Source organism: Massilia sp. TWP1-3-3, assembly GCF_049897805.1.
In the GTDB taxonomy this organism is placed as follows: Bacteria; Pseudomonadota; Gammaproteobacteria; order Burkholderiales; family Burkholderiaceae_D; genus Telluria_A.
The window spans coordinates 161192-175114 of sequence record NZ_JAFCWX010000007.1 but is presented as its reverse complement, the minus strand read 5'-3'; the positions used below and the strand labels follow the sequence as shown (position 1 = coordinate 175114).

General features: G+C 62.8%; 17 protein-coding genes. 7 read left to right on the top strand and 10 right to left on the bottom strand.

The features are described from left to right. Positions 1–42 precede the first annotated feature (42 nt). The gene (locus ACP7D4_RS09245) at positions 43–498 is read left to right on the top strand and encodes a nuclear transport factor 2 family protein (protein ID WP_426208762.1); all 456 of its coding nucleotides are present in this window, start codon (positions 43–45) and stop codon (positions 496–498) included. 82 nt (positions 499–580) lie between these two features. Here ACP7D4_RS09245 and bfr read toward each other — a convergent pair whose 3' ends face one another. From bfr to ACP7D4_RS09230, 3 genes are all read right to left on the bottom strand, one after another. Next, positions 581–1057, bottom strand: a complete 477-nt coding sequence (gene bfr / locus ACP7D4_RS09240) for a bacterioferritin (RefSeq protein WP_426103828.1) — start codon at positions 1055–1057, stop codon at positions 581–583. 85 nt (positions 1058–1142) lie between these two features. Further along, positions 1143–1886, bottom strand: a complete 744-nt coding sequence (locus ACP7D4_RS09235; RefSeq protein ID WP_426208760.1) for an energy transducer TonB — start codon at positions 1884–1886, stop codon at positions 1143–1145. Positions 1887–1891: 5 nt separating this feature from the next. Further along, positions 1892–2104, bottom strand: a complete 213-nt coding sequence (locus ACP7D4_RS09230) for a (2Fe-2S)-binding protein (protein ID WP_426103826.1) — start codon at positions 2102–2104, stop codon at positions 1892–1894. A 235-nt stretch (positions 2105–2339) separates the two neighbouring features. Here ACP7D4_RS09230 and ACP7D4_RS09225 point away from each other — a divergent pair, with 235 nt between their 5' ends. Genes ACP7D4_RS09225 through ACP7D4_RS09215 form a run of 3 tightly spaced genes read left to right on the top strand, consistent with a single transcriptional unit; the run spans position 2340 to position 4786 of the window. Further along, the gene (locus ACP7D4_RS09225) at positions 2340–2606 is read left to right on the top strand and encodes a FeoA family protein (protein WP_426103825.1); all 267 of its coding nucleotides are present in this window, start codon (positions 2340–2342) and stop codon (positions 2604–2606) included. 4 nt (positions 2607–2610) lie between these two features. Beyond that, a complete protein-coding gene (feoB, locus tag ACP7D4_RS09220) occupies positions 2611–4575 on the top strand; it encodes a ferrous iron transporter B (RefSeq protein WP_426208758.1) in 1965 nt (654 codons plus the stop codon). Between the two features lies 1 nt (position 4576). Then, on the top strand, positions 4577–4786 hold the full coding sequence (locus ACP7D4_RS09215) for a hypothetical protein (RefSeq protein WP_426208756.1): 210 nt from the start codon (positions 4577–4579) through the stop codon (positions 4784–4786). On the opposite strand, the gene ACP7D4_RS09210 is transcribed toward ACP7D4_RS09215, so the two are convergent. The 3 genes from ACP7D4_RS09210 to ACP7D4_RS09200 all read right to left on the bottom strand — a co-directional run bounded on the left by ACP7D4_RS09210 (position 4764) and on the right by ACP7D4_RS09200 (position 9343). Further along, positions 4764–5663 (bottom strand): DUF72 domain-containing protein, encoded by a 900-nt coding sequence (locus ACP7D4_RS09210; RefSeq protein ID WP_426208755.1) that lies wholly within the window; start codon positions 5661–5663, stop codon positions 4764–4766. The genes ACP7D4_RS09215 and ACP7D4_RS09210 overlap by 23 nt on opposite strands. A gap of 72 nt (positions 5664–5735) precedes the next feature. Beyond that, positions 5736–7655, bottom strand: a complete 1920-nt coding sequence (locus ACP7D4_RS09205; RefSeq protein WP_426208753.1) for a CocE/NonD family hydrolase — start codon at positions 7653–7655, stop codon at positions 5736–5738. Between the two features lie 65 nt (positions 7656–7720). After that, on the bottom strand, positions 7721–9343 hold the full coding sequence (locus ACP7D4_RS09200; protein WP_426103821.1) for an FMN-binding glutamate synthase family protein: 1623 nt from the start codon (positions 9341–9343) through the stop codon (positions 7721–7723). 70 nt (positions 9344–9413) lie between these two features. Here ACP7D4_RS09200 and ACP7D4_RS09195 point away from each other — a divergent pair, with 70 nt between their 5' ends. Genes ACP7D4_RS09195 through ACP7D4_RS09185 form a run of 3 tightly spaced genes read left to right on the top strand, consistent with a single transcriptional unit; the run spans position 9414 to position 11275 of the window. Further along, complete coding sequence (locus ACP7D4_RS09195) at positions 9414–10085, top strand: glutathione S-transferase family protein (protein ID WP_426103820.1); 672 nt, start codon at positions 9414–9416, stop codon at positions 10083–10085. A gap of 7 nt (positions 10086–10092) precedes the next feature. Next, complete coding sequence (locus ACP7D4_RS09190; RefSeq protein WP_426103819.1) at positions 10093–10869, top strand: 5'-3' exonuclease; 777 nt, start codon at positions 10093–10095, stop codon at positions 10867–10869. Positions 10870–10885: 16 nt separating this feature from the next. Beyond that, complete coding sequence (locus ACP7D4_RS09185) at positions 10886–11275, top strand: response regulator (protein WP_426208751.1); 390 nt, start codon at positions 10886–10888, stop codon at positions 11273–11275. Here ACP7D4_RS09185 and ACP7D4_RS09180 read toward each other — a convergent pair. The 4 genes from ACP7D4_RS09180 to ACP7D4_RS09165 all read right to left on the bottom strand — a co-directional run bounded on the left by ACP7D4_RS09180 (position 11272) and on the right by ACP7D4_RS09165 (position 13861). Then, positions 11272–11784 carry a DUF2812 domain-containing protein gene (locus ACP7D4_RS09180; protein WP_426103817.1) on the bottom strand — a complete coding sequence of 171 codons (513 nt, stop codon included), beginning with the start codon at positions 11782–11784 and terminating at the stop codon, positions 11272–11274. The genes ACP7D4_RS09185 and ACP7D4_RS09180 overlap by 4 nt on opposite strands. Then, on the bottom strand, positions 11781–12119 hold the full coding sequence (locus tag ACP7D4_RS09175) for a PadR family transcriptional regulator (protein WP_426103816.1): 339 nt from the start codon (positions 12117–12119) through the stop codon (positions 11781–11783). Before ACP7D4_RS09175 ends, ACP7D4_RS09180 begins: the two co-directional genes overlap by 4 nt. Before the next feature lie 122 nt (positions 12120–12241). Further along, positions 12242–13348 carry a tRNA 2-thiouridine(34) synthase MnmA gene (mnmA, locus tag ACP7D4_RS09170; protein ID WP_426103815.1) on the bottom strand — a complete coding sequence of 369 codons (1107 nt, stop codon included), beginning with the start codon at positions 13346–13348 and terminating at the stop codon, positions 12242–12244. Positions 13349–13357: 9 nt separating this feature from the next. Then, positions 13358–13861: an NUDIX hydrolase gene (locus tag ACP7D4_RS09165; protein ID WP_426103814.1), complete on the bottom strand. Its 504-nt coding sequence runs from the start codon at positions 13859–13861 to the stop codon at positions 13358–13360. Positions 13862–13923 lie beyond the last annotated feature (62 nt).

The window sequence follows — 13923 nt, the reverse complement described above, 5'->3', positions numbered from 1 at the left end:
CGTGGCTTACATTGAACTTTTGCCATTTTCCGGAGGTCTCTCATGTTGCCGTTCCGTGCTGTGCTTGTTTCGCTGTCTTTGCTCTCGTTGCTGTCCATGGCCGGGGGCGCAGCGGCGCGCGACGATGCGGGGGCGGCGGTTGCCGCGCTTGCCGGCAAGTTCCTGGAAGCGCAGCGCAGTTTTGACCTGCCCGCGATCCGCGCACTGACTGCCGAAAATTATGTGGAGGTGTCGCCGGCCGGGGAGCTTGATGACCGCGAGAAAATGCTGGGCTTCTATGCACCTGAAAAAAAGACGCAGGCGCCGCCCCTGACGGTCGACAATGAACTGACGCGGGTCTATGGCGATGTGGGCATTCAAACGGTCAAGCTGACCTACACCATGATGGCTGGCGGCGAGCAGCGCAAGATGACGCTGCGCGCCACGCTCGTGGCGCACCGGCGCGGCGGCGAGTGGAAGATGGTGTCGGCGCAGTACACCGGGGTACGGCCGCCCTAGCCCGAGCAAAAGGGCGTTCCGTAACCGCGAACCATCTTCCAGTCAATGCTCCCAGCCAATGCTCGCAGCCAGTGCTTCTTTCTTACCCGGCAGTTCCCATCTGGCTCTGCAGATAGTTCTGGATTCCGACCTTGACGATCAGGTCAAGCTGGGTTTCCAGCCAGTCGATATGCTCTTCAGTATCTTCCAGAATGAACAAAAGCAAATCGCGCGACACATAATCGGCGGCGATTTCAGCAGCGGCAATGCCTTCCTTTACCGTCACCTGCGCCGCCTGTTCCAGCTTCAGGTCGCATTCCAGCATTTCCTGGGTCGACTCGCCAATCAGCAACTTGTGCAGCGCCTGCAGGTTGGGCAGGCCGTCGAGCGTGAGGATGCGGTCGATAAGCTTGTCGGCGTGCTTCATTTCGCCGATCGACTCTTCATATTCCTTCTTGGCCAGCTTTTCCAGACCCCAGTGACGATACATGCGCGCGTGCAAAAAGTACTGGTTGATCGCGGAGAGTTCATTGGTCAGCTGCGCATTGAGCAGCCGGATGACGTTCTTATCGCCCTTCATGGGTGTTCTTTCTAGAGTGGTGGTAGCGTGTCATTTTACATCGCTTGCGGCGCCATGCTCAATGTTGCGGCTGGCGTGGGCTAATTCAGCTGGACAGCTGGAAGTTAAGCGGAACGATGACATACACGGCAACTGCGTGGCCGTCTTCCATGTGCGGCTTGAACTGCGCGCGCAGCGCGGCCTGGCGGCCCGCTTCGTCAAGCCGCGCCGAACCGGACGACGTCTGCACCACAACCTGGTCGGGCATGCCTTTTTCATTGACCAGGATGCGCAGCATGACGCGGCCCTGCTCGCCCATGCGCTTGGACATTTGCGGGTAGATCGGCTGCGGCGCCTGGATGTACTCAACGCCGCTGGTGATGGTTTTGGGCGTGCCGGAGGCAGCAGCCGGCGGCGCGGACGGCGCTGCGACGGCGGCGACCTGGCCTGGCTCGGCCGGCACCGACGTTTGCTCGACCGTGACGCTATGTGGCTGCGTTGCGATCTGCAGCACCGGCGCCGGCACCGTGGGCAGTACCACGGGCGGGAGCGGCTGCACCACCGGCACCAACGGCACCAACGGCACCAGCGGCACCAACGGCACCAGCGGCACCAGCGTCGGTGCGGCCGGCGGCGGCGCTTCAGGCACCTGGGCGACAAAGCTGACCAGCACCGCCTGCGGCAGCGCAGCGTCGACCATGCGGCTCATCATCCCGCTGTAAGCGAAATAGAACAGCACCGCATGCACCGCCACTACCATGGTCACCGGGCCGCATTGGGCGCGCAGCTTGTCCATGGCGCTACGGGCTTGGCCCAGGTCCGGCGCGCAGGAGTAAGCGAGCGTGTTCATGATGCTCAGGCCGCCTGGACCGAGCGGAACGACAGTTCGGTGACCTGGATTTTGCGCTCCAGGTGGGCATTGAGCACTTCCTTCGCGCAGCTGGCGCACTTGCCGCAGCAGGTAGCCACGCCCAGATCGCGGCGCAGTTCTGCCATGGACGAGAGGCCAAGATCGACTGCCTGGCGGATTTCCCTGTCGGAGATGTTATTGCAGACACAAACAATCATTGATACACCTTCCAGGTAAATTTGTGTGAAGTCAGCATTTTGCCGACCGCTCGTTCTATAATGAGAATCATTATCACTTAGATTCATATTTTGTCGGAACTCGACGACGATTGCAAGCGATTTAAGCAAAACCTGAATACAAATAGTTCGCATTTGCGTTTATGATGCTAATATCCAACACGAAACATCTCTTCCCATCTCGTCCCATTTCTTCCATTAGTGACTGAAGCCGATCATGACCTTAGCTCCGACCCTCACAACGCTTGACGCCTTACCGGTAGGCCAGAGCGGCATCGTGATCCACCTCGCGCCCGGCGACCAGGCCGATGCCGGCGTGGACGTTTCGCGCCGCCTGATGGAACTCGGCTTTGTCCCGGGCGAGAGCATCCGCATGCTCAGGCGCGGCATGCCGGGCGGCGATCCGCTGGCCGTGCGGGTGGGCGAGTCGACCTTCGCGTTGCGTCGTTTCGAGGCGGCCTTGATCTCGATCCGGCCGGAATAAGCCGATGAGCACCAAGCCCACGAGCCTCAAGCCCACGAGCCTCAAGCCCACGAGCCTCAAGCCCACGAGCCTCAAGCCCACGAGCGTCGCAACGCCGGGCCAGGGTGCCGCGCGCACGCCGCTGATCGCCTTGCTGGGCAACCCCAATTGCGGCAAGACGGCCCTGTTCAACCGTCTCACGGGCGCGCGCCAGAAGGTCGCCAATTACGCCGGCGTGACCATCGAGCGCAAGGAAGGCAGCTTCACCTCGCCCGCCGGGCATCCCTATAAAGTACTGGACCTGCCGGGCGCCTACAGCCTGGCGGCCACCACGCCCGACGAAGCGATCACGCGCGACGTGGTGGCCGGCCTGCGCGAAGACGAAGAGGCGCCCGACACAATCGTGTGCGTGGTCAGCGCCGTCAACCTGCGCCTGAACCTGCGCCTGGTCCTCGAAATCAAGCGCCTTGGCCTGCCGATGGTGCTGGCGCTGAACATGGTTGACGTGGCCCGCAAGCGCGGCATCGAGATCGACAGCGCGCAGATGGCGCGCGAACTTGGCATGCCCGTCATCGAGACGGTGGCGGTGGAAAGCGGCGGCGAAGTGGCCCTGCTCGAAGCGCTCGACCGCATGCCGCGCCATCAAACCTTCAAGTCGCTGCCGCTGTCGGTGATCGACGCGGTATCGGTCGAAGACACCCAGCGCGAAGTGCGCCGCATCCTGGCGCTGTGCATCAGCTACGCCAACGACACCGGCAACCTGACCGAAAAAATCGACGAAGTCGTGCTCCACCCGTTGGTCGGGCCGCTGCTGCTGGCGGCGATCATGTTCCTGGTGTTCCAGGCCGTGTTCAGCTGGGCCGCAGTGCCCATGGAACTGATCACCGGCGCCGTCGAAGCGGCGGGCGCCTGGGTCACCTCGCACATGGGCGCCGGCTTGCTGCGTTCGCTGCTGGTCGAAGGCATCTTCGGCGGCGTGGGCAGCGTGCTGGTGTTCCTGCCCCAGATCCTGATCCTGTTCTTCTTTATCCTGGCGCTGGAAGACTGCGGCTACCTGCCGCGCGCGGCCTTCCTGCTCGACCGCCTGATGGGCGGGGTGGGCCTGTCCGGGCGCGCCTTTATTCCGCTGCTGTCCAGCTTTGCCTGCGCCATCCCCGGCATCATGGCCGCGCGCACCATCCAGAATCCGCGCGACCGCCTGGTGACGATCATGATCGCGCCCCTGATGACCTGTTCGGCGCGCCTGCCGGTGTATGCGCTGATCATCGCCGCCTTCATTCCCAACCGCGAGGTGTGGGGCTTGATGAATCTGCAGGGGCTGGTGCTGTTCGTGCTCTATTTTGCCGGGATCGCCTCGGCCATGGCGGTAGCGTGGGTGATGAAGCGTTCAATGTCGGCCAGCCGCAACCAGCCGCTGATGCTCGAGCTGCCAAGCTATCACTGGCCGCACCTGGGCAACCTGGCTATCGGCCTGTGGGAGCGGGCCAAAATTTTCCTGTCGCGCGTGGGCACCATCATCCTGACGCTGATGGTGCTGCTGTGGTTCCTGTCGAGTTTTCCGGGCGCGCCGGAAGGCGCCACCCATCCGCCGATCTATTACAGCATCGCCGGCCTGCTGGGCCGCGCGCTGGAAGTGGTGTTTGCGCCCATCGGCTTTGGCTGGCAGATCTGCATTGCGCTGGTGCCGGGCATGGCGGCGCGCGAAGTGGCGGTCGGTGCGCTGGGGACGGTGTATGCGCTGTCGCAAACGGGCGACGAGCTGGCCACGTCGCTCACGCCGATCATTGCCGCTTCGTGGAGTTTGCCGACCGCGCTGTCGCTGCTGGCCTGGTATGTGTTTGCACCGCAGTGCCTGTCCACGCTGTCGGTGGTCAAGCGCGAGACCAACGGCTGGCGCTATCCGCTGCTGATGGCCGGGTATATGTTCGCGCTGGCGTATGTGGCGTCGTTCCTGACGTACCGCATTTCGCTGGCCCTGATCGGAGTCTGAAATGATTGAAAATCTGATTGTTGCATTGATTGTGCTTGCGGCCGGATGGTCGGCGTGGGCCAGGTATCGGCCCGGGAAAAAGGCAGGCTGCGGCAGCGGCAGCGGCAGCGGCTCGGGCAGCGGGTGCGACACGTGCAATGCGTGCAGTGAGCCCAGTACGCCGGTGGAGCTGCCCAAGCAGCGGGTGATCAGGATTCACGTGCAGTCGTAGTGCCGCTCAGTAAGCGCAGCTTTTCAATCAGCCGCTGTGCATCGAACAGCGCCCTGACCTTGACGTCATTGTCAAAATAGCAGAACACATCGCGGCTCGCTTTCTTCGGCCCGGCCTTGCCCGATATTAGGCGCGCATCGTCCGGCTGCGCACCGGCGCTCCACGCGCCGCTCCGCTCCGCCCACCTGTCCAGCGCTTCGTCGGAGTACCCGCTGGCATACAGCTCCTTGTCGCCATGCAGACGCAGGTACATGAAGTCGGCGCACACGTCTTCGTAATACGGCCAGCTGCGCGCCGTGTCGGCCACCACCAGCGCCACCTTGTACTTGCGCAGTAGCGCAATGAAGGCCTCGTCGATAAAGCTGTCGTGCCGGATCTCCACGGCGTGGCGCAGCTTGCGCTTTTTGTCCACGTCCAGCGCCACCTTGCCCTCCATGCGCGCCTCGTACTGGCGGGCGCGCGCCAGGCCTTCATCGGTGTCGTGCGGCAGCAGGCTCAAAAAACGCTCCATCCGATCCGGCTCGAACTTGAAGTTGGGTGGGAACTGCCACAGGAAAGGCCCGAGCTTTTCGCGCAAGTTAAAAGCGCCGGACGCCAGCACGTTGGCGAGCGGACCGTCAATGTCGTTGAGCCGCCTGACATGGGTAATGAAACGATTGCCCTTGACGCTGAAGACAAACCCCTTCGGCGTCGCCTGGTACCACTGCGCGTAGCTTTCCGGCTTTTGCAGTGCGTAAAACGAGCCGTTCAGTTCAATCGACGAGAGCGCGCGCGAGGCGAACGCAAGTTCGTCATCCTGCCTCAGATCGTCAGGATAAAAAACACCACGCCACGGTTCGTAGCGCCAGCCGGAAATGCCGATGTGGATTGTGCCCATGCAGCGACGATACGGCCGACCGTGGCGACGCTCTGTTCGGTATCCAACGCTGGCGCCTTGATTCAGCTCAGATCACTTCACCTCAATTGACTTCACGACCGGCAGCTCAATCGCGCTTTCCATGTCCGGCGCATGATAGATTTTCTGGGTCGCCTTGCGGTAGTCCCCCGCCTTGGCAAAGAAAATATTCGGCACGTAGGTCTGCGGGTTGCGGTCGTACAGCGGGAACCAGCTCGATTGAATCTGCACCATGACGCGGTGGCCCGGCAAAAACACGTGATCGGCATTCGGCAGTGCGAACCGGTAGCGCTCCACGCTGTCCGCTGGAATCGCGCTTGGTCGGCTCAAGTCATGCCGGTAGCGCCCGCGGAAAATATCCATGGCGATGCCAAGCTGGTAGCCGCCCATTTCAGGCTGCGACGCCATCTCGTCCGGATACACGTCGATCAGTTTGACGACCCAGTCGGCATCGCTGCCACTGGTGGACGCATACAGGTTGACCATCGGCTGGCCGGAAATTTGCAGCGGCGCCGTCAAGGGCTCGGTGACATAGGTCAGCACATCGGGGCGGTCCGAGTAGCCGCGCTGGTCGCTCACCAGCCACGGTTTCCAGACATTGCCTTCATGCGCGCGCACCGGGCGCGGCACGAACGGCACCGGCTTGGCCGGGTCGGATACGTATTCCTCGAAGGCGGCCCCGGCGAGCGGCTTGTCGAAACCAAGCTTGAAGCCTTCCTTCAGGTAGATCGGCTGCAGCGACTGCGCCAGCGGCCACTTGTCCAGGCGCTGCCATTTGTCCGCCCCCGTGCGGTACGACCAGACCGGCGGCGTGGCAGCCTGGGGCGCATCGTCGCGCAAGTGCTGGTTGAAAAATGGCAGCATCACTTCGCTGCGAAATTGCGCTGCCGTGTCGCCGTTAAAGCGCAGCGGACCCAGGCTGGAGCCGTTGTAATTGACGCCGCTGTGGCGCCACGGGCCCACCACCAGGTGGTTCATATTGTTTTGGGTGTCGCGCTTTTCGGTCGCGGCGTACGCGGCGTAGGGGCCGTAAATGTCTTCCTGGTCCCAGCGCCCCACCACGTGCATGGTCGGCACCTTGAGCGCTCGCGCGCCCAGGATGCGGTCGAGCGCCTGCTCTTGCCAGTAGCTGTCGTAAGCCGGATGCTCGAAAATCTTTTTGGTGTAGGTGAGCTGGTCGACCCCGAACAACTTGGCGTAGTCGGCGGTCGAACCGGCACGCAGCGCGAAATCGTAGTCGTCGTACACGCCGGTTGCCAGCGCCGGGCCGGGACCGCGCGCACCGGTCTGGCCCGCGAAGTAGCTCAGGTTGGGCAGGCGGAAGGCGCCGTTGTGGAACCAGTCGTCGCCGCGCCAGCCGTCCACCATCGCGCTCATCGGGACGGCGGCCTTGAGCGCCGGGTGCGGGTCGGCCAGCGCCATCAGCACCGTAAAGCCTTCGTAGGAAGAGCCCACCATGCCGACCCTGCCATTGCTTTCCGGCGTATGCTTGACCAGGTACTCGATGGTGTCCCAGGCGTCGGTGGCGTGATCGACCTTGCTGTCATTGAGCTTGCCGCGCAAAGGACGCGTCATGACGTAGTCGCCTTGCGAGCCATGCTTGCCGCGCACGTCCTGAAACACGCGGATGTAACCATTGGCGACAAAGCCGTCGTCGCCCTCGGGCAGGATGGACGCCATGCGCGGGCTGACGCTGCGCTGCGCGCGGGTGGCGGCGTTGTAGGGTGTGCGGGTGAGCATGATGGGCGCGCGCTGCGCGCCTTTGGGCAGCACGATCACCGTGTACAGCTTGACGCCGTCGCGCATCGGAATCATCACCACGCGTTTTTCGTAGTCCGCGCCCGGCATCACCGCTTCGAACTTGGCAGCGCCGATATCCGGGGCCATCGCGGCGGTTTGGCCGCAAGCCGGGGTGTGCAAGGCTGCAAGCAGCACGGAGAGTGCGGAAAAAAGCGGAAAGGTGGTACGCGACATTGGTTTCTCCACGGTGTTGTCGGTGCAGGTTAAGGTTACCCGAGCAGGGTGCGCGGCGCGCAATTTCAAAGCTGATGAAACGACTCGGCCTGCGCCACCGGCCAGTACAGGCCATACACCGGGGGCAGCCGATCGAGCTGGCCAGGATCGAGCAATTCGCCCGGCTCCAGGTACGGCAGCAGCGCCGACGCCAGCTTCACCTGGTTGGGCGAGACGCGCCGCACGATGTGATGGGGTTTAAGTTCGGACGGATGCGACAGCCCCGCCGCCGCAATCAAGTCACCCAGCGCCTTGACGGTATTTTTATGAAAATGCGCCACGCGCGTGGTTTTGTCGGGCACGTCGAGGGCCTTTTGGCGCAGCTCGTCCTGGGTGGCCACGCCGGTCGGGCAGCGGTCGGTGTGACAGGTCTGCGACTGGATGCAGCCCAGCGCAAACATGAAGCCGCGCGCGCTGTTGCACCAGTCCGCGCCCAGCGCGATGGTGCGCGCCACGTCGAACGCGGTGATGATTTTCCCGGATGCGCCGATCTTGATTTTTTCGCGCAGGTTGGCGCCCACCAGCGTGTTATGCACCAACAGCAGTGCCTCCTGCAGCGGCGCGCCCACGTGGTCCGAAAACTCCACGGGCGCCGCGCCCGTGCCGCCTTCGCCGCCGTCGACGACGATAAAGTCGGGCGTGATCCCGGTTAGCAGCATCGCCTTGACGATCCCGAAAAATTCCCAAGGATGGCCGATCGCCAGCTTGAAGCCGGTCGGCTTGCCGCCCGAGAGCGTGCGTAGGCGTTCGATGAAGTGCATCATCTCGATCGGGGTCGAAAACGCCGAATGGGACGACGGCGACAGGCAGTCCCGGCCCACCGGCACCCCGCGTGCCGAGGCGATCTCGATCGTCACCTTGGCCGCCGGCAGGATCCCGCCCTGGCCGGGCTTGGCGCCCTGCGACATTTTCAGTTCGATCATCTTGACTTGAGCCAGGGCCGCGTTGGCGACGAATTTCTCTTCCGAGAACGTGCCTTCGGCCGTGCGGCAGCCGAAGTAACCCGAGCCGATTTCCCATACCAGGTCGCCGCCGTTTTCGCGGTGATAGCGGCTGATGCTGCCTTCGCCGGTGTCGTGCATGAAGCCGCCCAGCTTGGCCCCGCCGTTCAGCGCCAAGATGGCGTTGGCCGACAGCGAGCCGAAACTCATGGCCGATATATTGAAGACGCTGGCGCGGTAGGGTTGGGCGCGCGGGCAATCGGGGTGGTTGCCGATCTCGATGCGGAAATTGGTGTCGGTGATTTTGACTGGCGCAATCGAGTGGTTGATCCACTCGTAGCCGGTTTCGTAGACATTGAGCTGGGTGCCGAAGGGGCGCTTGTCGGTCTCCTGCTTGGCGCGCTGGTAGACGATGCTGCGCTGGTTGCGCGAAAAGGGCGCGGCCTGCATGTCGTCTTCGAGGAAGTACTGGCGGATCTCGGGGCGGATCGATTCAAAGAAAAAGCGGAAGTGCGCCAGCAGCGGGTAGTTGCGCCGCAGCGCATGCCGGGTTTGCAGCAGGTCGCCGATGCCCACCGCGGTCAGCGCGCCGCTGATGGCCACCAGCCACCAGCCGGGGCCCTCGTGGTTGTAGGCCTGATAGGCCGACAGCGGAAAGACCACGGCCGACACGATCAGCGGCAGGTAGCGGGGGGCGTATAGTCTCAAGTTCACTCCGTGGCGAATCGCCTTCAACAATGCTAAGCTAACGCCGATTCCTTACCGGCGAAAGAACCCAATGATCATTGTCCACCATTTGAATAATTCCCGTTCCCAGCGCATCTTGTGGCTGCTTGAAGAACTGGGCCTGGACTACGAGATCAAGAAATACCAGCGCGACCCCAAGACCATGCTGGCGCCGCCCGAGCTGCGCGCCATTCATCCGCTGGGCAAATCGCCCGTCATCACCGACGGCGACACCATGGTAGCCGAGTCGGGCGCGATTATCGAGTACTTGATTGAGCGCTACGGCAAGGGCCAGTTCATTCCCGCCGCCGGCACCGCAGACAAGCTGCGCTACACCTACTTCATGCATTATGCCGAAGGCTCGGCCATGACGCCGCTGCTGATGAAGCTGGTGTTCGACAAGGTCGAGACCAGTCCCATGCCGTTCTTCGCCAAGCCGATCGCCAGGGGCATCGCGCAAAAGGTCAAGAAAAGCTACATCATGCCGCAGATCGTGCAGCACTTGCAGTATCTTGAGTCAGAGCTGGCCACGCGCACCTGGTTCGCCGGCGAACAATTTTCCGGCGCCGACATCCAGGTCAGCTTCGTGCTTGAAGCGGCGTCCGCGCGCGGCGGCCTGGGCGACAGATATCCCAAGCTGTTTGATTTTCTCAAGCGTATCCACGCGCGCCCGGCGTACCAGCGCGGCCTTGAACGCGGCGGCCCGTATGCGCTGATCAAGTAAGCGCGGCATGGGCAAACTGCTTGCAATCGATGGCCTCAATATTGTCCGGCGCGTCTACGAGGCCAGTCCCGAGGACGACTCGCCCGACAAGGCCGAGACGGCGCTGCGCAACGCGTTCTCGTCGTTTCGCAAGCTGCTGGCCACCCATGCGCCGACCCACGTGCTGCCCGCGTTCGACTATGGCGGCCCGACCTGGCGCCATGCGCTGTATCCGCGCTACCGCGAACAGCGCGCGCCCATGCCGTCGCACCTGCGCGACGCGCTGCCCGCCTTCTACGGCAAACTCGCCGCCGAAGGACTGCACGTACTCAGTATCCCGGAAGTCGAGGCCGACGACGTCATCGGCACGGCCGTGCTGCGCTGGCTGGCCGAAGGGCGCGGCGCGGCGATCGTCGCGAGCACCGACAAGGATTTGCACGGACTGGTCGCCAACGGCGCCCTGGTGTGGGATCATTTCAAGGGCGAGTGGCATGACGACGCCTGGGTGCGCGCCAAATTCGGCGTGGCGCCCGAGCTGCTGGTCGACCTGCTGGCGCTGATGGGCGACGTGACCGACGGCGTGCCGGGCGTCTCCAAGGTCGGCATGAAGACCGCCGCCAAGCTGCTCAACGCCTATGGCAATCTCGATGCGGTGATGGCCGGTGCCGGCATCCTCAAGACGCCGGTCGGCGAGCGCCTGCGCGCCGAGCGCGACGTGCTGTACCTGTCGCGCCAGTTGGTGCAACTCAAGTGCGACGTCAAGCTCGGCGTCACCTGGAATATGCTCGCTTACGAGACGTTTTAGCGTGAAGGATAGCGCCATGCTAAAGGCAGTGATCGTCGACCCCAGTGCGCTTTCACGCGGCCTGCTGAACACCGTGCTGACCGAAGGCGGCTACAGCGTGGCGGGCATCACGCACACGGCGGCGCTGGGCTACCTGATGGTGCAGAAGTACCGACCGCATGTGTTTTGTATCGCCCTCGAGCAGGTCGATGACGGCGCCGATGTCGTCGAACAGATCCGCGCCAATCATCCCAAAACGCTGGTCTTCATGATGTCCGGCGCGCTCGACGCGCCCACGCTGCAAAAGGCCCTGGCGCGCGGCGTGTCCGGCTTTATCGTCAAGCCGTTCAACGCCGACAAGGTGCTGCGCACCATTTGCGCCACCGTGATCGCCATGATCAAGCAGCAGCAGAGCGCGCAGACTTAGCAGCCTGCGTTGTGCAGCCGGCGGATCCGCAGCAGCAGGCGCACGGCCGAATACAGGAAAAATGCGACGAAGCCGACGAGCCAGACAAGGTCGCGCGGTTGGAGCGTCGAATTTCCGGTCCCCAGCATCATCACCGAGGGCATGCTCAGCATCACGAATACGGCCAGCAGCAGGCGAAATCTTGCGATTTTCGATTCGTTATCGGTGAAAATCTCCGGCGCCTGCCCCGCAACGACCCGCTTGCGCCAGTAATGCCAACCGGCCGCCGTCGCCGCACATTCCCAGCCCGCGTCTTCGATTAGGCGGTTGTAGTCCGAATGGCGCCCTTTGCTGCTGTAGTCGACCCGGTAGACGACGTCGGACGGCTCGCCTTTCACGAACGTCCAGCGGATCATGGCAACCCCTGTCAGGTGCAGGCCGTTGCGGGCCATCTCGCGCAGCCATTGTTCTTGTTCGAGGTCCTGGTCGGCCCAAAACCATTTGTATTTGGTGACGGTGATTTCGCTCACGTTGCGTTTCCCTTCGAAAGATAGTTAAGTGCCGCCTGACCATTGCGCACCATGATGGCAAGGCGCCGCACGTGTTCAGCCAGTACCAGCCTTCCCTTGGCGGTCAGCGCGTAAGTCTTGCGGCGCTCTTCCTCGCTGATTTTTTCGATCAGGCCCTGTTTTTCCAGCGTCGTGAAGGCGCCGTACAAAGTGCCCGGTCCGATGACGACGTTGCCCTCGCTGATGGTCTCGACTTTCTGCATGACGGCGTAGCCGTGCAGCGGCTCGTCGAGCGCGAGCATCACGTAAAACGTGGCCTCGGACAGCGGCAGGAATTTTGAATAGTTGATGTCCAACCCTGGCTCCTTTTGCATCGTTAGTCGGTATATCGACAGTCGCTATAGTAGGGCGAATTGATGGTCGCGTCAACCGAAACGTAGGGCGCAACAGCGACAGCGCATTGCGCCCTACATTTCTCTTATGCTTTGGAGCTGTCGATGATGCCGCCGCCCAGGCATACGTCGCCGTCATACAGCACGGCCGACTGCCCGGGCGTGACTGCCCATTGCGGATCGGTGAAGTCGAGCGCAAAGGCGCTCATGGAGCTCGGGTCCACGCGGCAGGCCACGTCAGCCTGCCGGTAGCGCGTCTTGGCGGCCAGCTCGCGCGCCTCGGGCGGCGCGCCCGCCACCCAGCTCGCCTGCGCCGCCACCAGGGTGCTTGACAGCAGCCACGGATGGTCATGCCCCTGCACGATGTACAGCGTATTGTTCTCAATATCCTTGCGCGCCACGTACCAGGCGTCGCTGCTGCCGTCGTCGTTCCTGTACTTCTTCATGCCGCCCACGCCGATGCCCTTGCGCTGGCCCAGCGTGTAGAACGACAGGCCCACGTGCTCGCCCACCACGGTGCCGTCGTCGGTCTTCATCGGCCCCGGCTTGTACGACAGGTAGCGGTTCAAAAAGTCGCGGAACGGCCGCTCGCCGATGAAGCAGATCCCGGTCGAATCCTTTTTGGCGGCATTGGGCAGCGCCAGTTTTTCGGCAATCCGGCGCACGTCGGTCTTGGGAATTTCGCCCAGCGGGAACAGCGTCTTGGACAACTGCGCCTGGTTCAGCCGGTGCAAAAAATAGCTCTGGTCCTTGGTATGGTCGAAGGCCTTGAGCAGCTCGAATTTGCCGGCCGCCTCATTCTTGCGCACGCGCGCGTAGTGGCCGGTGGCGATCAGGTCGGCGCCAAGGTGCATCGCATGGTCCAGAAAAGACTTGAACTTGATCTCGGCATTGCACAGCACATCCGGGTTCGGCGTGCGCCCGGCCTGGTACTCGCGCAAAAATTCGGCGAACACCCGGTCTTTGTATTCGGACGCGAAGTTGACCGCTTCAATATCCACGCCCACCACGTCGGCCACGCTGGCCGCATCGATCCAGTCCTGGCGCGACGAGCAGAATTCGGAGTCGTCGTCGTCTTCCCAGTTCTTCATGAACAGGCCGATCACTTCGTATCCCTGTTCCTTGAGCATCCACGCCGCGACCGAGGAGTCGACTCCGCCCGACATGCCGATCACGACTCGCTGCTTACTCATAATTCGTCATTACGTGACATCCGTTTTCAATGTGAGCCCACCCTCGAACACCGACGAGTGGGTATGCAGCAGCTCCAAAGGCGCGCGCTTGCCGGCCAGGTAATCGTCCACGCATTGCAGCACGATCGGGCTGCGGTGGCGTTCGGGGCAGGCGGCCAGTTCCTCGCGCGTCATCCACAGCGTGCGCAAGATGCCGTGATCGAGCGGCTGGTCGTACTGTCTGCCCGGCGTGCCGCAAAAGGTGAAGCGCAGGTACGTCACGTCGGTGCCGCGCCGCTTGGAACTGTAGCGCGACATGTACATGCCCACCAGCGCGGTCGGGGTGAAGTCATGCGCCGTTTCTTCCATCACTTCGCGCACCACCGCCTGCTCGAGCGTTTCGAGCGGATCGAGGTGGCCGGCCGGCTGGTTGAGCCGGATGCCTTCGCTGGTTTCTTCTTCCACCAGCAGGTAGCGGCCATCGCGTTCGATGATGGCGGCAACGGTTACGGACGGCTTCCAGATGTGCGGCATGCGACTCCTCGAAAAAGTGCCGCCATTTTACCTTGGTGTTGCGGGCCATGCCGATGTGCCGG